Source organism: Butyrivibrio sp. FC2001 (assembly GCF_000424125.1).
Classification (GTDB): domain Bacteria; phylum Bacillota; class Clostridia; order Lachnospirales; family Lachnospiraceae; genus Butyrivibrio.
The window spans coordinates 537746-559407 of sequence record NZ_KE384132.1; the positions used below are offsets into that span (position 1 = coordinate 537746).

Below are 21662 nucleotides of genomic sequence, written 5' to 3' on the forward strand. Positions count from 1 at the left end.
CTCCTTTGTGTGCACATATTTTGTGTCTCTGTCCATTCTAACCACAAGAACATGTAAATGCAAGAAAAATCAGACATTTTTATAAATTCAGATTAAATTAAAGCAATATTTTATATATACATAGCAAATAATGCTATTGGAAATAAAAAAACACTATGCAATTAAGCATAGCGTCTTTGGAGTGGATTAGGCGGGAGTCGAACCCGCGTCCAAAAATCCGTCCCCTGTCCTTCTACTGTCATAGCTGGCTATTGTGGCAAAGCCGATTCCCTTCCATAACCGGAAGCAAGCGCCCTAATATGGAAAGTAGCCCCTGATACGACCATGAATGCAGAGCGGTCATCATGTCGTTTCCTGCAAAGTCGACGCAGGTTACTGAATGTGCAGGTGCACTCAGGCCTACGCGCTGCGCTTAGGCAGCGAGTGCTAAATTATCTTCAGCGTTTATATTTAGGTTTGAGGTCTAACGCGCCATCCCGCGGACAGCTTCTCCAGCTTCAGAATCCCTGTCGAAACCTTTACTAACCCTTAAAGGTTGTATGTACAAGCCCGTCGGACTTGTATATACAGTATATAGACTTTTTCATAAATAATCAACTAAACTTGTAGTTTATTCGTAAGTGATTATATCAAAATTAATCTAAAATTGCACGAAAAATTCGAAAATAAAATTAAAAAACATCAATGTTATTATTTTTCTATTATGAATTAGTACAAGTTTTTCTAAATATCAAAAAAATAAGACCGCTGTCAAAAAACAGCGATCCCATTATCACCTAAGACTTACCTTATAATCTCTCATTGCTTCTCTTTGCTGATCTCGTTTGGCAGTTGACTCTCTCTTGTCATAGAGCTTCTTACCTTTTGCCAGACCTATCTGAACCTTCACCTTGCCGTGTTTGAAATATACTTCAAGCGGAACAAGTGTATAGCCCTGTGCCTGAGATGCCTGATCAAGCTTTCTGATCTCAGTCTTATGAAGAAGGAGCTTACGGACACGAAGCGGATCCTTATTGAAAATATTACCCTTTTCATAAGGACTTATATTCATACCGCAGATGAAAGCCTCGCCCTTATCTATGCTCACCCATGCTTCCTTTATACTGCATTTTCCCTGTCTTAAGGATTTCACCTCTGTACCGGCAAGTGAAATTCCGGCTTCATACTTTTCTTCTATGAAATAGTCATGAAATGCTTTCTTGTTATTCGCTATAAGCTTAATGCTGTCGTCAGCCATGACGTATTACCTCTGTTTCTTTAGTCTTAGTCTATTATGCCACATTATGATTAAAAATCCATAACCTAATGCTATAACTTACTTTTTCTTTTTTCTGCCCTTACCCTGGATGCTTCTTGCAGCTTTAGAGGTGGCAGACTTCTTGTGCTTATGCACCTTGTAGACCTTACGGCCGCTTTCCTTCTTTTCCTTTTCGGCTTTATCGCCCTTTTTCTTACTAAGCTTTTTTAGCTTTGCAGCCTCCTTAAGAATCTCCTTTTCGGCCTTTTTCTTTTTACCTTCTTTTTTCTTGGTCTTAGGAGCTTCTTCTAACCCGGAATCAAGCGAAAGCTTTGATATCTTTGCAGCTCTTATCTGTGCAGGAGTCTTCCTTGCAGGCTTAGCTGCTTTGCCCTTTGTTTTCTTTGAATCCTTCTTACCCTTCTTGGATTTCTTTTCAGAAACACTTACAAAATGAAGCTTACCATCCTCATCCTCTTCGTAATAGTCCTCTTCGAAATCATCAATGTCTTCATAATCACCAAAGTAAATATCGCGTCTTTTGGAATATTCATCGTCAACAATTCTGAAATCAATGGTCTTGGCGAGTCTGTCAGTATCATGAACCCTAACGGTTACAGTCTGACCCAGAGTATACTTCTTGCCTGTTCTCTCACCAACAAGGCAGTAATTCTCTTCATCAAAAATATAGAAGTCATCCTCCATGGTGACAGCAGGAACCATACCCTCACAGGTATTTGGAAGCTCAACGAACATACCCCATCCGGTAACACCGGAAACAACGCCCTCAAAGGTCTCTCCGATGTGGGATTCCATAAACTGAGCCTTCTTTAATTTCTCAGTTTCGCGCTCAGCCTCTTCAGCCCTTCTCTCGGTATCGGATGAATGTGAAGCAACAGTCTCAAGGATATCCCTGTAGTGCTTTATCTTTTCGTCATCCATTCTTCCTCGAAGATAATCCTTTATGATTCTGTGAATCTGCAGATCAGGATATCTTCTAATAGGAGAAGTAAAGTGGCAGTAATATTTGCATGCAAGGCCGTAGTGTCCAAGACACTCAGTGCTGTACTTAGCCTGCATCATACTCCTGAGAGCAATTCTGCTTATAACAGCTTCCTCTTCAGTGCCTTCTATTTTCTCAAGGAGCTTCTGGATTTCGGCAGGCTTAATCTCCTCAGCCCTTACATTTAAATGAAGTCCAAGTCTTGAGATGAATGCATTTAGATTAGAAATCTTTTCAAGGTCAGGCTGCTCATGTACGCGGTATACAAATGGCGCCTGCATCCAGAAAAATTGCTCAGCCACAGTCTCGTTTGCAGCAAGCATAAAGCTCTCAATAAGTGAGGTTGCTGTATTCGCAGTCCTTATATTGATTTCAAGAGGATTACCATCTCTATCAAGAGTTATCTTTGCCTCAGGAAAATCGAAGTCGATAGCTCCTCTTTTCTTTCTCTTATTCTTTAATATCTCAGAGAGCTCTGCCATCCTTTTAAACATGGGCACAAGCTCTTTATAACGGGATATCTCGTCAGGATCATCGTCCTCAAGAATTGCAGCAACGGAAGTATAGGTCATTCTCTCGTTTACATTGATAACAGTCTCTGCAATCTCGTGTGATATAACTGCGCCGTTACAGTCAATGTCCATAAGGCAGCTAAGCGCAAGTCTGTCCTCGCCGTGATTAAGCGAGCAGATACCATTACTTAATCTGTGCGGAAGCATAGGAATTACTCTGTCCACAAGGTATACGCTGGTACCACGCTTAAGCGCTTCTCTGTCCAGAGCTGAACCCTCCTGAACATAATTGGTTACATCAGCAATATGTACGCCAAGATGGTATATTCCGTCCTCATAAGTGAGGGATACCGCATCATCAAGGTCCTTTGCATCCTCACCGTCAATTGTAACCATTGTCACATCACGAAGATCCTTTCTTCCCTGATAATCTCCCTCAATAAGATGATCCTTGCATTTTTCAGCCTGGTTCATCACCTTCTCCGGGAAAACACTGGGAATATCATATCCCTCTACAATAGAAAGAATATCAACTCCGGGATCATTAATATTTCCGATAATCGCAGACACCTTTCCCTCAGGCTTTCTGCCCTTTTTAGGATCGCCATAATCAGTAATTGTTACTGCGACCTTATCACCTGTAACTGCACCCTTTGTGTGTTCCTTTAACACAAAGATATCCTGTGTAAATTTCAAATTATCCGGAATTACAAATCCGTAGGTATGTCCGTCCTGAAAGGTTCCCACAATCTTATCAATTGCTCTTACAAGCACCTTAACCACACGGCCTTCATCACGCATACCACCGTTAGTGTTCTTGTCGGAGGTTATCGTAACCTCAACAGTATCTCCCTGAAATGCGCCACCGGTGTAGTCCTCAGGAATAAAAATATCCTCATCCCTTCCTTCTACCTCCACAAAGCCAAAGCCTCTCTGGTTGGAAATAAAGGTTCCGGTCATATTCTCTTTTTTAGCCATTACTTTCTTTTTACTCATATTTATTTTCCTAATCTCCCGTGGAGCGCCTTTTCATAGGATTTATAACGAAATGAAAAAGGGCACTCAAAATGAGTGCCCTTCAAGGTACGATTGTAATTTAGAATACAGTCATATTAAGTACTACGCTAAGAATGATAAAGAGTACTGATAATACGATTGTAACCTTCTTAAGAACTCCCTCTCTGGAACGGCCCTTAATCTTGCCCCAGTAAGTAGTCTCTGCAAAACCCTGAATAGCACCAAGTCCCTGTGTCTTACCTTCCTGAGCAAGAACAAGTGTAACAAGTGCAACACAATCAATAATAAAAATAATTGCCAAAACAATTTTCAACGTTGCCACGAAAAAATCCCTCCTAAAAATTTTCACAAATACTTGTTAAAGATAACACAAATATTTACAAAAATCAACAAGCACAAAATTCTTATTTCTTAATAAGCAGTGACTTACCTGTCATCTCTGCAGGCTGCTCATATCCCATGCACTCGATAAGTGTAGGAATGATGTCTGCAAGGCATCCGCCCTCACGAAGTGTGTAAGCAGGATCATAGTTTACAAGGATGAACGGAACAGGGTTTGTTGTGTGAGCTGTGAAAGGCTCGCCTGTCTCGTAATCGATCATCATATCTGCATTACCGTGATCTGCGCAGATGAACATTGTGCCGTTCTTAGCCTTAACAGCTTCAACGATCTTACCAACGCACTCATCTACAGTCTCAACAGCCTTAACAGCAGCATCGATAACACCTGTATGACCTACCATGTCAGGGTTAGCAAAGTTAGTAACTACAACATCATACTTATCTGAGTTAATAGCCTCAAGTACTCTGTCACAAACCTCGGGAGCGCTCATCTGAGGCTTAAGGTCGTATGTAGGAACATCCTTGGGTGAGTTAACAAGGATTCTGTCCTCACCTTCGTTAGGCTCCTCAACACCACCGTTGAAGAAGAATGTAACGTGAGCATACTTCTCTGTCTCAGCGATACGAGCCTGCTTCATTCCCTTAGCTGCAAGCCACTCACCGAAGGTATTGTTAAGAAGAACCTTCTTGAATGCGATCTCCTTGTTAGGGATGAGCGGATCATAATCTGTGAAGCATACGTATGTTGTGTTGATACGAGCTCCTCTGTCAAACTTATCAAAATCATCATCGCAGAAGCAATGTGTGATCTCTCTTGCTCTGTCAGGACGGAAGTTGAAGAAAATGATTGAATCATTGTCCTTGATTGTAGCTGTAGGTGCGCCATCCTTCATGATAACTGTAGGAATAACGAACTCATCTGTCTTGCCATCCTTATATGTCTGAACCATGCACTCGTGTGCGCTGTCAGCCTTGTTGCCTTCGCCCTTAGTCATAGCATCGTAAGCAACCTTAACACGATCATAGTTGTTATCTCTGTCCATAGCGTAGTATCTGCCGGAAATAGTAGCAATTGCACCTACGCCGATCTCCTTCATCTTGTCCTCGAGCTGCTGAACAAAGTCGATTCCAGATTCCGGAGGTGTATCACGACCATCAAGGAAGCAGTGAACATAAACCTTTGAAAGCCCGTTCTTCTTTGCGAGCTCAAGAAGTCCGTAGATATGAGTAATGTGGCTGTGTACACCACCATCACTTACAAGACCGTACATGTGAAGAGCTGAATCATTCTTCTTGCAGTTATCGATAGCAGCCATAAGACCTTCGTTTGTGAAGAAGTCGCCATCCTCGATAGACTTTGTGATTCTTGTAAGCTCCTGGTAAACGATACGGCCTGCGCCCATATTCATATGACCTACTTCGGAGTTACCCATCTGACCGTCAGGAAGACCTACAGCAAGTCCGCTTGCGTTACCGCGTACATAAGGATAGTCCTTCATAAGACCGTCAAGTACGGGAGTGTTAGCCATTGCTATAGCATTTCCCTTCGGATTATCATTAATTCCGAATCCGTCCATAATAAGTAAAACTGTTGGTTTAGAACCCTGCATTTTATATGCCTCCATTTTTATAAATTAATGCTTATTCGAAAAGATAAGCTTTTTATCGGTTTCCACAAAGTAGTATACCCATAAATTGTGTGTTTTTCAAATAAACTTTTTATGTACTTATCATAATTCCTTATATTTCCAATGATTTCGTGTATTTAACTATTCTTTCTTCAAGCTCTGCCTTATCTTCAGGGCTAAGCTTCTTCTTTTTCTGGTTGATTACGTTATACTCAATAACCTTTATAAGCTGGGCATCTGAGCTGTTTTCAATTTCACTGTCTCTTTCTAAGATATACTCTGCAGCGAGTATTGCAAAAAGCTTGGCAGGCTCTGTCTTATCTGCTTCGTTTGAATCCGCAATGTCAAAAAGGCATTTTCTTGAAAGACTGATTATCTCCTCAGAAAAGATCTCATCACTTCCCACAGGAATTATCATATAGGAAAACATCAAAAGATCTAAGCCTGTGATATCCTCTGAATCAGCACATTCATTAAAGGTTTCGGAATTAAAAAGCTCTCTTCCAAGCTCATTTACGAGCATCTTATACTTTTTCTGTCTGCTCATCTTCTGAGGCATACCGGCCATCATGGAATGATCGTAGGCATTCTTTATTTCAACATCAGTCCTTGAAAGCTCTGAAAATGCCCACAGCATTGCAAGCCTTTCATTATGACTTAAAGCTTTTACATCAAGCTTACTTACCATAAGAAAATGCGCAGCATCTAATCCTGCATGTATGCAATCTCTTGCAAATATAGAATCAAGATCATCGTATACCCTTGAGGTAACACACATAAGGCCTGCAAAAAGTGATGTCCTAAAAACATCTCCTCCAAGACTTCCGTCCTCGTCCTGTTCCTCATAGCTCTTCTCGATAACGGGGCTTGTACCTTCCACAAGCTCCTTAAAATAAGCTTCATCAAAGGTGCGCTCTTCATCATTTATCAGAAATTCGTGCATATACAGCTTGTAGGCACAGCTGACTAATTCATTACCATTACCACTGTTTTTAACTCTGTCACCAAGCACCTTTACTATAAGTCTATAATCCATCTCAAACCTCTTGTATATTATTAGATTTTTTTAATTCATAAGTATTTACTATGGAATAAAAAAGAAACCACATTGATTATACAATGTAGTTTCCATTTTTACACATATATTATTTCTCTTTTCTTACGCCAAGCTTTTCGGTTCTGGGTCTTGCATTTCTTCTGAACTTATCAGCAGACGCCTTCTTATGCATACCGTTTGCATCTCTCATACCGCGTCCATCCTTGGAATACTTGCCATCACTGCGACCATAGCCGGAGCCCTTGCCGTCACGTCTACCCTTACCATCTCTTGAGCCGTGACCCTCACCGTATCTTCCGCCTCTACCATCGCGGCGCTCTCTGCCTCTCTGGCTTCTGTACATGTCGCGCTTTCTGGGCTTAAGATAAAGGTCCTCGGGAGCCTTACCCATCTTAAGTCTCATAAGTCCGGCTGCAAGCTGCTCAATCGAGTACTCATCTTCAGCAACCTTGTCGTTGAGGAACTCAAGGCAGTCTGTGATGTCACCGCTCTCAATAAGGTCTATCACCTCGCCAAAAAGCTTTCTTGCCTTAGCTCTTGTGATCTCCTTTGCAGAGGGAACCTCTCCCTCTTCGATCTTGGTATGACAGATTTTCTCAATCTCTCTCAGCTTGTACATCTCTCTGGGAGATACAAGTGAAAATGACTGACCGCTCTTACCGGCTCTACCTGTACGTCCGATTCTGTGAACATAGTACTCGATATCCTCAGGAATATCGTAATTGAAAACAGCTGTAACACCGCTTACATCAATACCTCTTGCAGCCACGTCAGTTGCAATAAGGAAATCAGCCTGTCCGAATCTGAAAAGATTCATAACAGTATCTCTCTGGTACTGAGAGAGGTCTCCGTGAAGTCCCTCTGCTCTGTAGCCCTTGTTCTTAAGGATACCTGTAAGCTCATCAACCTTCTTCTTTGTATTACAGAAAACAAGACTTCTTACGGGCTGGTGGTACTCAATAAGTCTTGTGAGCACTTCCTCCTTGAAGGTCTGAGGAATAACATAGTAGTACTGCTCGATAGACTTAACAGTGATCTCCTTGGGAGTCATCTTTATGTACTCAGCATCCTTCTGATACTTTCTTGTGATCTGAAGAATAGGCTCAGGCATTGTTGCTGAGAAAAGTGCTGTCTGCTTCTCTTCGGGCATTCCATCAAGGATAGTCTCGATATCCTCTCTGAATCCCATATCAAGCATCTCATCAGCCTCATCAAGAACAAGAACTCTTACATCGTTCATCTTCATGGTGTGGCGTCTCATGTGATCCATTACTCGTCCGGGTGTCCCAACAACTATCTGCACACCTGAGGACAGAGCTCTTATCTGCCTGGAGATATCCTGACCACCGTAAACGGGAAGGACCTTTATACCGTGCATATATTTACCGAAGCTTCTTATATCATCAGCTGCCTGCATTGCAAGCTCTCTTGTAGGGCAAAGTACAACTGCCTGAAGATGCTTGTTATCAGGATCAACCTTCTGAAGAAGCGGTATACCAAAGGCTGCAGTCTTTCCTGTTCCTGTCTGAGCCTGTCCGATGATATCCACGCCCTTCATCATTACAGGAATAGCTGCCTTCTGGATGGGAGACATATATTCAAATCCCATCTCAGTAATGGCACGAAGAACTCTCTCATCAATACCTTCTGCTTCATCATAGCGAACCTTCACTTCTTCCTTAGCTTCAGCTCTTTTACCATCAGAATCCTTGTGGGAATGCTTCTTCTGATCTCTGTCCTTTGAACCTGTGACAGCCTCTGATATCCCTTCAATGTTTTTCTTGATCTCGTCTAAAATATTTGACATATTACCTCTTTCTTTTATATAGAATTTTCATTCTATTACATAAAATGGGGACGAACATCACTCAAATGTCGTCCCCATTAAAAACATTCAAATTAACACAATGCAAAACTATAACATCAATTTCGGTTTTACACAAGTAAATAATTTAAATACTTTAAAATATGAAAATTACATATCACCGCTCATTACATCTTTATTCTTAATGATGTAATCGCAAAGTGAAATGATCGTAAGCGCAAGTGCTATATACATAATGATCGTAGTAACCAGCTGAAGCTGAGGAATATTAACGATCATAAGTATAACCATGATCATCTGGAAGGTTGTCTTGAACTTGCCCCAATAGCTTGCTGCGATGACACGTCCGTTCTCAACAGCGATAAGTCTGAAGCCGCTAATGATAAATTCTCTTGCGATGATGATAACAACGATCCATGAAGGAATTCTACCAAGCTCAACAAGACAGATCATAGCACTGCATACAAGAAGCTTATCTGCCAGCGGATCCATAAATTTTCCGAAATCCGTGACAAGATTATATTTTCTTGCAATCTTACCGTCTGCTAAATCTGTAAGAGATGCAACGATGAAAATTCCAACAGCGATCCACTTATCAGCTTCGCCAAATATGTGTGCAAGTAAAAAAACTACAAAAAACGGAATCAGGATAACCCTAAAAATAGTAAGCTTATTCGGTAAATTCATCTTCATCGTCTTCCCCCTCCATCAATTCGCCAATCAGGTCGTAGTCATTAGAGCCGGTGATAAGTACCTCAACAAACTGCCCACTCATAAGGTCATAGGGCACATTCATTATAAAAAGATACCCATCAACATCAGGAGCATCCATATATGTTCTTGCCACATAAGTGCTGCCATCGTAATCATCATCGTCATCATCTGTTATTCTTCCTTCGATAACAGCGCTGACAATCTGTCCGATTCTGTTTCTGGCAGCCTCAAAGGCGATCTCCTGCTGCAGTTCCATTATATCATCACGGCGCTTTTCTTTCACCTCTTCAGGAATCTGATCAGGCATTTCTCCTGCAACAGTTTCCTCCTCCTGAGAATATGAAAAGCATCCGAGTCTGTCAAACTTCATTTCCTTTACAAAGGACATTGTCTCTTCGTGATCTTCCTCTGTTTCCCCGGGGAAACCTGCTATAAGAGTTGTCCTTATGCAAATGTCCGGAATAGCTTCCCTTATCTGCTTAATTCTTTCAGTTATCTCTTTCCTTGAAGTTGCTCTTCCCATCTGCTTAAGGATATGATCTGAACCGCTCTGAATAGGAATATCCAGGTAGTTACATACCTTAGGAAGCTCCTTGATGGTAGCGATCAGTTCATCCGTGATTTCCTCGGGATAGCAATACATGATTCTTATCCATTTGAGTTCCTCGATATCTGAAAGTCTTCTTAAAAGCTCAGGTAATTTCTTTTCCTTATAGAGATCAACACCGTAAAGGGTTGTCTCCTGGGCTACAAGAATGATCTCTGTAGTGCCCATTTCCACAAGTGCCTTGGCGGATTCGATGATCTCCTCCATGGGAACACTTCTGTATCTTCCTCTTACCTTAGGAATTACACAGTAGGTACAGTTCTTATTACAGCCCTCTGCAATTTTAAGGTAATTGTACTGACCGCCCGTGGTCTGAACACGCTTCAGATTACCATAGGGCTTCTTCTCAAGAGAATCCAGATACATCTTAGTATCATTATTCTCTTCAAGCACAGAATCCAGAGCTTCTACAATGTGCTCTACAGATGCCGTTCCAAGAATCCTGTCAACTTCCGGAATCTCCTTAAGAACCTCATCCCTGTAACGTTCTGCAAGACAGCCCGTTACAATAAGAGCCTTATATTTTCCACTCTTTCTGTACTCGCCAAGCTCGATGATGGTATTGATACTTTCTTCCTTCGCATCACCAATAAAGCAGCATGTGTTTACCACTGCTGCTTCGGCTATTTCTTCATCATCTGTAAATTCATGTCCCCGCTGTGACAGCATTCCAAGCATAACTTCAGAGTCAACGCGGTTCTTGTCACAGCCGAGAGATACAAATAATATTTTCATAGATTATGTCAGGGAATTAAGCTTCCTCTGTAGCTCCTTCGTCCTTAGATTCAAGAAGTGCTTCCTTCTCCTCATCTGAAAGAATTCTAAGCTTGTCAGCATTGAGCTCGTCTACAGCGATTGAAAGGAATTTCTCCTTATCCTTAACTCTTACCATAGGCTCGTCACCAGCGATGAGCTGTCTTGCTCTCTTAGCTGTTGCCATAACGATGGAATATCTTGAGCTGATGATAGGCTCATTTCCTTCCTCTACGTCCTTATTAACTACCTTCATAAGATCAACATATGACGGATGTATCATGTTAGTCCTCCATTAAAAAAATAAATTATTTAAGCTCTGACAGCTGTCTCTGGATATCCTCAATAAATTCCTTATTGCGTCCGGGAGTAAAATGTGCTGCCTGAATTATCTCATGCATCTCTCTAACACAAGTATCGAGATTGTCATTGATTACTATATTATCATACTCGTCAATACCCTGTCCCTCTTCTTTTGCACGAAGAAGTCTTCCGTGTATGACATCGTCTGTTTCTGTACCTCTTCCGCGAAGTCTCTTCTCCAGTTCTTCAACTGTGGGAGGCATTACAAAAAGAAGAAGTGCATTAGGGAATTTCTTCTTGATCTGAAGAGCACCCTGGATTTCAATCTCAAGAATTACGTCTTTTCCGGCTTCAAGCTTTTCCTCAACAAACTTCTTGGGAGTACCGTAGTAATTACCCACATAGCAGGCATGCTCCACAAGGCCGTCCTCAGCAATAAGCTTCTCGAACTCTTCCTTTGTCATGAAAAAGTATTCTCTGCCGTGTTCTTCTCCGGGCCTGGGATTTCTCGTCGTTGCAGATATTGATAATTCATAATTATCATATCTCTTGATGAGCTCCTTCATGATAGTGCCCTTGCCGGCGCCGGAAAAGCCTGATACTACAACTATAATTCCTTTTTTGTTCATAAATATCTTCCTATCTTATTCAATATTCTGTATCTGCTCACGAACCTTCTCAACATCAGTTTTTAGACTGATTCCCTTATCTGATATCTCAAGATCCGTAGACTTTGACAAGATAGTATTTGATTCTCTGTTCATCTCCTGGGCAAGGAAGTCGAGCTTACGGCCGATTCCCTCCTTGTCGTCGCCCTTATTAAGGGCATCCCTCATTGCTTTTATATGACTGCGAAGCCTTACAAGCTCCTCATCAACGCAAACCTTATCAGCGTAAAGTGTAACCTCCATGATAAGTCTGTTCTCATCAACAGCCTTATCCTCAAGAAGCTCCTTAACCTTATCGCGAAGCTTATTCCTGTACTCCTCGATGATTACAGGTGATCTCTTAGTGATAAACTCAACGCTCTCAAGCATTCCTGCAAGCTTCTCATCGAGATCCTTGTGAAGGAATTCACCTTCCTTTTTCCTTGCTGCGGCAAACTCTTCACCGGCACCGTCTATGGCCTTTTTAAGGCTGCCCCAAAGCTCTTCCTCATCAAGCTCCATGTCTTCCATACTGAAAACATCAGGATACTTTGACAATGAAGAAACTCTGATATCATTATCAATACCGAAATCCTCAGACATCTGCTTGAGATACTGAAGATACTCAGCAGCGATTTCCTTATTATATCTAACTCTGGTGTCTGCCTCTGAAAAATCCTCATAGGTAATGAAAACATCGACCTTACCACGCTTAACGAAGGTCTTAAGCTCATTCCTTATCTTGGATTCAAGAGCATTGAACTTTTTTGGCATCTTGATATTGATGTCAAGATAACGGTTATTTACGGACTTCATCTCAACCGTAAACTTATGCTTCTCATCGGCTACTTCGCTACGTCCATAGCCAGTCATACTGAAAACCATACGAAACCTCACAATCCGGCATTGTACTGCCATTAAAAATTTGAAATAAACCGGATTATCTATTCTCCTCTAATACCCTAATAGATACATCCTATACTATAATAAAATGTTCCATATATTAAAGTCAACATAATAAAAGACTCAGAGCATAGTATCACTCTGAGTCCGTTTTCTTATTCGATTTCCTTAAGTGCAGAAATATCTGTCCCGATGACCATGGAATAGTTTGTGTAATATACCACAAATCCTGGTTTAGCACCGCCCGGCTTTTTAACGTCCTTGCGTTTCAGATAGTCAATCTCGACCTTATCCTGGTCTTTTCCTTTGGAGTAATAAGCCGCAAGAGAAGCAGCCTCCTCGAAGGTTCTGTCCGGAACCTCCTTACCCTCTGTTATAAGAACAACATGCGATCCGGGAATTCCCTTAGCATGGAACCACCAGTCACCACCGTTTGCCATCTTAAATGTAAGCTCATCATTCTGATAGTTATTCTTGCCTACATAAATATGGAAGCCATCGCTGCTTACATAGTGGAAGGGCTTACTCTTGGATTTCTGGTTTTTATTATTCTTGCCATTCCTGCCCTTACCGTTGATCCTGTCTGCAGCGCTTCCCTTAATATATCCGCCTTCAATGAGCTCTCTTCTGATATCTGTGAGGTCATCCTCCTGCCTTGCAATATCAAGTGAAGCCGCAATGGACTCAAGATGTGATACAGTCTGTGAAACCTCCTGCATCTGAGTTTCCAGAGCCTCTGCAGTTCTCTTAAGCTTGGTATAGCGGTCAAAATACTTCTTGGCATTCTGAGCAATAGTGAGTGTAGGATCAAGAGGTATTGTCACGTCATTACCTGTATTGTAGTCATTAACAGTTATAGACTTTGCCTCAGGCTCAGCGCTATATCCGTAAACCGTTAAAAGCTCGCCGTAAATACGATACTTATCCTTTTTCTCCGTATCCCTGAGCTGATTAGTCTGAAGATCAAGGGTACGTACATTTCTCTCCAAAGCAGTTGCAACAAGCTTTCTTAGATCAGATGACTTCTGTCTTATTCTTGTTACCGTATTCTTCTCGGCATAGAAATCAAGAAGAAGAGATGAAATCTCATCATACTCCCTGTAATCTGAATCATCACCGCCGTGATACATTGTTAAAGGAACTGCCGCATATTCCTTAGGCTTTTCATTTATATAAATAAGCTCAGGTGCAAAATTACCCTCTTTTATGTCATTCACAACACCTTCAAAGGAAGTCCAGATTTTAGACAGTTCCTCCGAATCAAGAGCTATTGCAGATTTATCGCTGTCCAGGCCAGCTCTGTAGCATATCTCCTGAGCGATAACCGGAGACAAGCCTGTAAATGAACCATACAAAGCCTTGAAAAGAGCCTGTCCCTTAGAAGGAATAATGCTCATAAAATCATCCTTTGTAGCTGACAAGGGATCAAGCTTATCCTGAGTTACGGGAACAAAGTAATCACGTCCCGGAAGCACCTCTCTTACTGAGCTCACAGATGAAGGGATATGCTTAATAGAGTCGATGATCTTATTATCCTCATCGACAAAAATGATATTGCTGTACTTTCCCATAAGCTCCATAAGAAGTGTCTTATGGCGAAGGTCACCCATTTCATCAAGGTGCTCAATCTCAATTCTGATAATTCGCTCAAGTCCCGGCTGGTGCACATCTATTATCTTTCCATTCTGCAGATGCTTTCTCAAAAGCATGCAAAAATTAGGTGCCACCATGGGACTCTGTTTATTTTCATCAGTCATGTACACAAGCGGAAGTGATGCGTCAGAGGACATGAAAAGTCTCCTCTGGCCTCCGCCATTTTCAACAGACTTACGGACAGTAATAAGAAGCTCATCCTTTTCAGTCTGAGCTATCTTATATATTCTTCCGCCTGTTAATTCTTTCTTTATGTCGCGCACTATGTTTGCGACTGTAATACCATCAAATGCCATTTTATTTATCCTTTAGTATCGTCTGCATTCCTTATCAAGCAGGTCAAAGTTCACATAGTCCACAACTCTTCCTGTGGAATTATTAACTACTGCAAAGTGCAGACCTTTACGTTCAATCATTACGTTAGTGTCGTTTATCTCAAGAACGAAATCACTGTCCTTAAAGCTATCCCAGCTTCCCTTGATGTTATAGGAGACAGTATCATTCACCTTTCCCTTGAGTTTCTCATTATCCTTTGAAACATGACTTTCGGACTGCTCTGCATTTATGGCAGCAACTATGGTTACGTCCTGCCCCTTAGGGATATCATCGGTTATACCAAGAGCCTTAAGAGCTGCAATATTGTCATCCGAAAGACGCATAGCTCCGCTCTTTCTGGTAGTTATGAAAACAGTATAATCACCGCTCTCGGCATAGGGCTTTATAGCTTCAAGATATTCCTGGAAGTCTGTCTGCTTAAGGTTCATATCTCCTCTCTGTGAGAAAAGGCTTATATCTGAGCCCAGAGCACCCTTACAGATAATATTGAAATCAGTATCCTTAGGATTGATCTCAGAAACAGGAATCTCAACCTCATAGCTTCCGTCAGGCTGCTGCTTCATGATATAGATCATAGAGCTGCTATAGTCTCCGTCCTTTCTGACGTCAACCTGCATCTCCTCAATCTTCTCAACAACTCCCTTTATTTCGCTGACAACAACCTTAACATTGTCGCCCTCGATATTTATGCTGGCATTGGCTGAAGCTCCTTCATAATTCTGCTCCATTGCCATCTCGTCTGTAATTCCTGCAAGCCCGTTCATAAAGTGAGACTTTCTGTCCAGCTCAGCCTTTTCATATTCCATTCCATACTTCTCAAGAAGTGTCTCTGTATCTGAGAAAAGGTTTGTTCCAAGACCAAGTCTGTCACCCTCAATTGAAGCGCCAAGAGCTGCAACGGTTGTAGGGAACATATCAAAGGTTGTGTAATCTCTTTCAGAGCTATTAACCTTTGTAGCATCAGCATTTATAAAGCAGGTGTACACCTTCCTTGTGTAGTCAGAAGGAATCATCGCACAAAAATCAGCATCCATTGTGGGATGATCACCAACAAGAACTATGGTTGTATTTTCATAAAAATCCTGCTCCTTGATCCATTCAACGAATTCAGTGGCCTGTCTGCTTGCGCAGGCAAATACATTCGAATACTGATCGTCGAATTCATCCTGGCAGAGTCTGCATACATAGCCATCCTCAAAATGAGTATCAACTGTAAGAAGTGTCATGTTGAAGGGCTCATCATTTTTAGAAATCTCGAGAAGGCGCTGCTTTGCAAAGTCAAAGAGCTTCTCATCCTCAAAGCCCCACCATACGCCGTAATCCTGAGGAATCCAGCCTGCATCCTTTGCATAGGGATAGTCAATAATGTCAAAATCTCCGTGGGTCTTAAAGAAAAGCTCACGTCCGCCAAATGTAGCATTAGAGCCGCAAAGATACTCCTGATGATAGCCCTCATCCTTCAAGATATCACCAAGTCCCTTGACTGTAGGGAAGAATGACTCCTGATCGGACATACTGTTAGCATCAATACTTATCTGAAGCGGAAGTCCCGTTGACTGGGCAAAAATAGCTCCCATGGTCCAGTCTGTTCCGGGCATGGAAAAGCCACCTGTCAGCTGATCAGAGCCGTCTCCGAAAAACTCATTCTGAAGCGCAAGCTCTGTAAGCTCAGGTATTCTGTTCTTATCAAAGCCGCCGCCATGCTCCTTATCTGTATCCGTAACCTCTGTTGACTCAAGATAGATATAGATAAGATTCCTCTTCTTTTCAGGAAAAGCTACGCTAACAGAATTGGGATCCGCATAGTTATCCTTGATAAATGTGGAGGCATGAAGCTGTTGATCTATATAGGATGTCATATCAAGCTGACCCCAGGTAAATGCCAATGCAGCAACCAGAGCAATAACACCGGTAAGACCTGCAATAAGATTTCTCTTACCTCCAAAGGCTTCCTTCTTTACAAAGGTCAGGAATAAGAACACAAGCAAGGCTGCTACGCAGGCAGGGAAAAGTGCCTTCATAATAAACAGCTTTATCATCGCATGTGATGCTCCTGAAAGTGACATCTTCACGTTAAAAACAAGCTCATTTACAGTCATGGTGTTCCAGGTATGGAAAAACCACCAGGCAGTAAAGAAAAGTAAAAACGGTATTCCTATTATTATTGTTGCAATTATATTCTTTAATATATTTCTCTTTTTCACGAAAGCTCCCCAAAAATGTTATAATCATATAGGTTTTTCAAACCAAACTATTTTAGCATATCAAGGTACTAAATATCAAAAGTAGCTTGTAGTTAAGGAAATCTTTTCATGAAAACAAAAAAATTATCACTTACATTTTTTGCACTTATTCTAATATTCACCTGCACCTTATGCGGATGCTCATTTTCCGGGAAAACTCCGGATGAAATAGTAAAAATGCGTCTCTTTTTTATGGACAACAAATATATAATCCATGCCTGCGGAATGATCAGCGATGAGGACGGCAATGAATACGATTACACAAACTCAAAGGAAGCTCTTACAAACTCCCTTAATAACGGCAACAAGATAATCGAGATAGATTTTCACTATACAAGTGATCATGAGCTTGTCTGCGGACACGCATGGGGTGACCTTTACTTAGACGGCAAGCAGCTTACACCCGGCGAAGCACCTACCCTGTCAGACTTCCTACGATGCAAGGTTCAAAACAAATTCACTCCTCTCACCTTTGAGGATGTCACTAAATTCATGGAAGAAAATAAAGATTTCTATGTTGTTACGGATACCAAGGGAACAGATATTGAAACCTATAAAATGATTGCTGAAAAATATCCTGACCTTGCCAAGAGATTTATAGTGCAGATATATCACGCCTCTGAATACGATGATGTAAAAAAAGCAGGCTTCCCCTATATCATATATACGTTATATGAAGCAACCGAGGATGAGCTTACTGAAAAAGCACTTTTAAAGGCTGCTAAAAAGCCCCTGATCGGATTTACCTTTCACAGCGATCTTGCCTCAGATTCTGATTTCGTGTATACGATGCTAAAAACAAAAACTCCAATGTTTGTACATACTGTAAATGATGATTTTCTCATTGATGAATTTTTAAATATGGGAATCTCCGGAATCTATACAGACAGAACCAATCTTGTAACAAAAGCTACTGAATAAATCAAATTAATTTAGAAAAGGCTTGAGGAATTTCAAAAAACCTCAAGCCTTTATTTTCACTTTGTTTCAAGAATTCTGCCCATCTCATCCCAGTCAAAATTCCTAAGAGCCTTTTCAATATTCATGATGCATTCGCTGTCCTTAATGGAAAGCTTGCATTTTTTAAGCTCCTCCAAAATAATCTCAGCCGCATCATAGTCCATCGATTCAATAGCTTCAGTCAAGGCCCTGCAGGCTTCCTTAAGCTCCTCTTCATCTATCGGTCTCTTGTCACAGTTAAGGTCCTCATTTATCTTCTCAAGAATCGCCAGCTTGGATGAATAGCTTCTAAACATTTTAAGAAGCTTATCCGTATTGGCATCGATGCATTCCACATCTTCGCTCCTGCCGGCCTCCTCGAGCTTAAGAGCAAGGTTAGATAATTCATTAGCTCCTATAACCCTCGAGGTACTTTTAAGAGAATGTACCTTTGTCGTATAGTAACCGACATCACCGCTTTTATAGGCATTCTCTATCTCGGTAGCCTTATTCTCGATGCTGGAATAAAACCCGTTAAGATATTTAAGAAGAACCTTTTCAGTGCCGCAAAAAGCAAGGCCTTCCTTAACGGAAATCCCATCTATATTATTTAATGACTCAATAATCCTTTTTCCCATAATACAAATATACAATCCCCCGCTTGTATACTCATATTATACACAGAGTTTCCAAAAATAAAAGACTTGATTATTGCCAGCCAATCTTAAACAATTGCTAAAAAATATGACAGCCCGCATGGGGAGCGGGCTGCCAAAAAAATGAAGAAAAAAGGAATGAAATGAAAAAATAGCGGGCTTATTTTATGGTATCGAATATAATTACTTCGCCTTTGTCAATGAAATCATACATTTCTACTACGTCCTCGTCTGACTCAGCAATAACAACATCCTTGCCATCCTCTGACTTGTAGTAGGTTGCATTTCCGTCTGTATCGAAGTTCACATAAACTTCGTCCTCTGCCTCAAGGCCCTTATCCTCGACCTCGTAAGCCTTTACATAATGATTACCGGCTGTGTAGATCTTATTGTCATAGATCATAAGCGGATAAGCTGTTCCGCCGGAATAAACATAACCGAGATACTCGATTTTATCACCGTTATATCTGTAGAGATCAGCCTCTGTTGTTCCGATGCTGCCTTCCATATCACATTCATAGGTATAGTCGGTAACTGCAAACAGATCAGCGCCATCTACTGATATATTAGCGTACCCCTGGCCAGGCTGAAGCTTGTTTACGATGTCTGTAAAGGTCGCACAATCTGAAATATCCACAGGCTCGTGCTCGGGTGTAACAACCTCAGCTGCTGTTGCTGTAGCTTCATCCGCGATCTCTTCGGTTTCAGCTGCCACCTCTTTAGCGACATCTTCTACAGCTTCAGAGGCCTCCTCTGCCTGATCAGCTGCTTCCTCTACAATCTCAGAGGCTGTGTCGGTAACCTCAGCAGTATCTTTGCTCCCACAACCAGCAAGTACTATCATAGCCCCGATAAGTAACATAGATACTTTCTTTTTCATATTTTTATATCTCCTCATCATAAGAAAATCTGTAACATTTATGTTACATGCTTATTGTAATATCACCTGTCCAACAGATGTCCAACAAGACAAATAATTATTTTTTGAAAAAACTTCCCACTCCATAGCATGGAGCAGGAAGTAATTATCAATAATCGTCACCAAGGAGAGCACCCTCTGTGGTGCTTGCCCAGTAATAGGAGTTCATGTATACGCCTCTGAAGTTCTTGACTGCCTCTTCGTCTCCATCAAGGAATTTATACATATCGCAGTCAATGAGCTCAGGACAGATTCTCATGGCACCGCTCTTGATCTCAAGAATGTCACTGATCTCATATTCTTTCAGTGTATCCTTAAGACTGCGGATTATAACGTCCATCTGCTTCTGCATGGCTCTGTCGTACATTCCGTCCTCCCAGAGTGCAGCAAAGGCCTCTGCTCTTGTCACGGTGCCGCCCTTATTATCTATAAGATATGCAAGAAGCTCCTTTGACTTGGATCTCTTGAATACAACGGTCTCTCCCTTTACAAAAAGATCAAAGTTACCGAATGTCACAGCCTTGGCAAGGGTGCCTGATTCGTCATCCTTATTGTCTATTACGTACTGAACCTCCTGAAGAAGCTTATCTCTGGCAATAGGCTTAAGAAGGTAACCATCAGCATGGATTGAAAATGCATCAACAGCATATTCAGAGTAGCCTGTAAGGAATATAATTGATGTCTGGGGACTCTTTTCCTTAATGATCTTGGCAAGAGTAAGTCCGTTCATCTCAGGCATATCCACATCAAGCAGCGCAAGGCTGATATTATTTTCATCCATGTATTTAAGTGCAGCCTCTCCAGAGGAAAAGCCCCTTACCTCATCAAAGAAGCCAAAGTCCTCAAGAAGTGCTACAGTAAGATCTAAAATCAGATTTTCATCATCAACGCAAATCGCTTTCATTATTATGCGCCCCACATGGTACCTTAACAGTTACCGTTGTTCCTACATCAATCGTACTTTCGACTGACAAATCTCCTCCGCAGAGATTCTCAAGCCTTGTCTTTATGGTCTTTAATCCAAAGTGCTCCTCACCCGATGCTTTAAGTTTCTCTACATCGAAGCCCTTTCCGTTATCACGGACAGTAATCACATGAAAACCGTCTTCTGTTTTTACGGTTATCCAGATGCTTCCGGTTTTCCTGATTCTTACTCCATGTCTTATGGCATTTTCTACGATTGGCTGAAGGGTAAGTGCCGGAAGTTCAAAATCATCATCCTCAATGTCATAATCAATCCTGATATTGGGGAATCTTATCATCTCAATTTCGGAATAAACCCTTGTATGCTCAAACTCCTGATCAAAAGGAATAAGGCTGTTTTTATTGAGTGATCCTATGTTATTTCTAAGATAGGTTCCGAATTTCTCCGCTGTAGTAAATGCCTTTTTAGGATCCGTAAGGCAAAGAGCCTGAATCGTAGAAAGGGTGTTGTACATAAAATGCGGCTGAATCTGAGACATCATTATCTCAATCTTGGTCTCATCCTCAAGTGCCTTATCGTGCTCTCTTACAAACTGCAGGTGAAGCCAGATGTAGAAAAAGAGGCATCCGGTAATAAGCGCAACAGTTTGAAATGAGACACTCGCATTAAACATTCCGCTTATATCTACCAATACACAGATAGTAATGATCAGCGCTATCATAACCGGAATAAAGTTTATCAGTTTTCTCTCATCCTTGAATTTTTTTAGTGCGACCCAGACCAGCCATACTATTAATATACCACTAATTATATGGCAACTGTATCCAAGAGGTCCTCTTACGAAAAAATTATCCTTTGAAATCGTAAAAGCTATACCCGAGTACAATGCAGTGGAATATATCATCAGGTTGATGATCGCCAGAATCCACGGCTTCTTATCATCGCTTAACAGTCTGATGAAAAGAACAATTATTATAGGTCTTCCAATGTAGCAATACATACTGGTGAGTATTCTTGCAAATACGCTTATGCCTGTTAACTGCAGGTAGGTTTCTATTTGCGAAACAAAAACAACCGAAAAGATAAGACCGACATTTTTAAACAGTATCATTCTCTTATCTTTTTTTATGTATTTATCTACACATATAACCGCCGCTAAGCATATCAGCTGTAGCAGCAGCGAAAAATTAAGAGCTATCGAGCTCTGAGCTGCCAAATCCATAGTTGCTAATCCCCTAATTTGTAATTTTGTAGACAAAGCCACCAAATCCTGCTTCCTTGGAAGCCTTGTCATATACATAGATTGAATCTTTAGTAGAATATGCCAGATAAGTACCATCCGCACCAACCGGGTTTCATAACTTTGTTGACTATATCTTAAATTGTCATGTCCAACAAATGTCCAACATGTTTTTTGCTTAACAAATCTAATCATCAAACGCA

General features: G+C 41.2%; 17 protein-coding genes, 1 other RNA gene and 1 pseudogene. 1 reads left to right on the forward strand and 18 read right to left on the reverse strand.

Translation table 11 applies throughout. The features are described 5' to 3' along the window. Positions 1–179: 179 nt before the first annotated feature. The 14 genes and pseudogenes from ssrA to G601_RS23740 all read right to left on the reverse strand — a co-directional run bounded on the left by ssrA (position 180) and on the right by G601_RS23740 (position 16741). Positions 180–528: a transfer-messenger RNA gene (gene ssrA / locus G601_RS25830) on the reverse strand. A gap of 244 nt (positions 529–772) precedes the next feature. After that, positions 773–1237, reverse strand: a complete 465-nt coding sequence (gene smpB / locus G601_RS0116005; protein ID WP_026490759.1) for an SsrA-binding protein SmpB — start codon at positions 1235–1237, stop codon at positions 773–775. Positions 1238–1789: 552 nt separating this feature from the next. Further along, positions 1790–3757: pseudogene (gene rnr, locus G601_RS23730) on the reverse strand (ribonuclease R); the annotation flags it as partial. Between the two features lie 91 nt (positions 3758–3848). Beyond that, the gene (gene secG, locus G601_RS0116015; protein WP_026490760.1) at positions 3849–4091 is read right to left on the reverse strand and encodes a preprotein translocase subunit SecG; all 243 of its coding nucleotides are present in this window, start codon (positions 4089–4091) and stop codon (positions 3849–3851) included. A gap of 82 nt (positions 4092–4173) precedes the next feature. Further along, positions 4174–5721: a 2,3-bisphosphoglycerate-independent phosphoglycerate mutase gene (gene gpmI, locus G601_RS0116020; RefSeq protein WP_026490761.1), complete on the reverse strand. Its 1548-nt coding sequence runs from the start codon at positions 5719–5721 to the stop codon at positions 4174–4176. A gap of 130 nt (positions 5722–5851) precedes the next feature. Then, positions 5852–6775 carry a hypothetical protein gene (locus tag G601_RS0116025; protein WP_026665952.1) on the reverse strand — a complete coding sequence of 308 codons (924 nt, stop codon included), beginning with the start codon at positions 6773–6775 and terminating at the stop codon, positions 5852–5854. Between the two features lie 109 nt (positions 6776–6884). Continuing rightward, positions 6885–8603 carry a DEAD/DEAH box helicase gene (locus G601_RS23735; RefSeq protein WP_081673567.1) on the reverse strand — a complete coding sequence of 573 codons (1719 nt, stop codon included), beginning with the start codon at positions 8601–8603 and terminating at the stop codon, positions 6885–6887. Positions 8604–8771: 168 nt separating this feature from the next. Continuing rightward, entirely contained in the window at positions 8772–9308 is a 537-nt protein-coding gene (pgsA, locus tag G601_RS0116035) for a CDP-diacylglycerol--glycerol-3-phosphate 3-phosphatidyltransferase (RefSeq protein WP_026490763.1), read from the reverse strand. Then, entirely contained in the window at positions 9292–10677 is a 1386-nt protein-coding gene (gene rimO, locus G601_RS0116040; protein WP_026665953.1) for a 30S ribosomal protein S12 methylthiotransferase RimO, read from the reverse strand. The genes pgsA and rimO overlap by 17 nt, the downstream gene beginning before the upstream one ends. A 16-nt stretch (positions 10678–10693) precedes the next feature. Next, a complete protein-coding gene (rpoZ, locus tag G601_RS0116045; protein ID WP_026490765.1) occupies positions 10694–10978 on the reverse strand; it encodes a DNA-directed RNA polymerase subunit omega in 285 nt (94 codons plus the stop codon). Positions 10979–11003: 25 nt separating this feature from the next. Further along, complete coding sequence (gene gmk / locus G601_RS0116050; RefSeq protein WP_026490766.1) at positions 11004–11627, reverse strand: guanylate kinase; 624 nt, start codon at positions 11625–11627, stop codon at positions 11004–11006. Positions 11628–11642: 15 nt separating this feature from the next. Next, the gene (locus G601_RS0116055) at positions 11643–12530 is read right to left on the reverse strand and encodes a YicC/YloC family endoribonuclease (protein WP_026490767.1); all 888 of its coding nucleotides are present in this window, start codon (positions 12528–12530) and stop codon (positions 11643–11645) included. Positions 12531–12703: 173 nt separating this feature from the next. Beyond that, complete coding sequence (locus tag G601_RS0116060; RefSeq protein ID WP_026665954.1) at positions 12704–14497, reverse strand: Rqc2 family fibronectin-binding protein; 1794 nt, start codon at positions 14495–14497, stop codon at positions 12704–12706. Between the two features lie 12 nt (positions 14498–14509). Continuing rightward, a complete protein-coding gene (locus tag G601_RS23740; protein WP_051205944.1) occupies positions 14510–16741 on the reverse strand; it encodes an LTA synthase family protein in 2232 nt (743 codons plus the stop codon). Positions 16742–16849: 108 nt separating this feature from the next. Here G601_RS23740 and G601_RS0116070 point away from each other — a divergent pair, with 108 nt between their 5' ends. Then, positions 16850–17701, forward strand: a complete 852-nt coding sequence (locus tag G601_RS0116070; RefSeq protein WP_026665955.1) for a glycerophosphodiester phosphodiesterase family protein — start codon at positions 16850–16852, stop codon at positions 17699–17701. Positions 17702–17757: 56 nt separating this feature from the next. On the opposite strand, the gene G601_RS0116075 is transcribed toward G601_RS0116070, so the two are convergent. The 4 genes from G601_RS0116075 to G601_RS25300 all read right to left on the reverse strand — a co-directional run bounded on the left by G601_RS0116075 (position 17758) and on the right by G601_RS25300 (position 21441). Beyond that, a complete protein-coding gene (locus tag G601_RS0116075) occupies positions 17758–18357 on the reverse strand; it encodes an Hpt domain-containing protein (RefSeq protein ID WP_026665956.1) in 600 nt (199 codons plus the stop codon). A 178-nt stretch (positions 18358–18535) separates the two neighbouring features. Next, positions 18536–19255 (reverse strand): hypothetical protein, encoded by a 720-nt coding sequence (locus G601_RS0116080; protein WP_026665957.1) that lies wholly within the window; start codon positions 19253–19255, stop codon positions 18536–18538. Positions 19256–19403: 148 nt separating this feature from the next. Continuing rightward, complete coding sequence (locus tag G601_RS0116085) at positions 19404–20198, reverse strand: response regulator (RefSeq protein ID WP_026665958.1); 795 nt, start codon at positions 20196–20198, stop codon at positions 19404–19406. Further along, a complete protein-coding gene (locus G601_RS25300) occupies positions 20179–21441 on the reverse strand; it encodes a sensor histidine kinase (protein WP_051205946.1) in 1263 nt (420 codons plus the stop codon). The genes G601_RS0116085 and G601_RS25300 overlap by 20 nt, the downstream gene beginning before the upstream one ends. Positions 21442–21662: the final 221 nt, after the last annotated feature.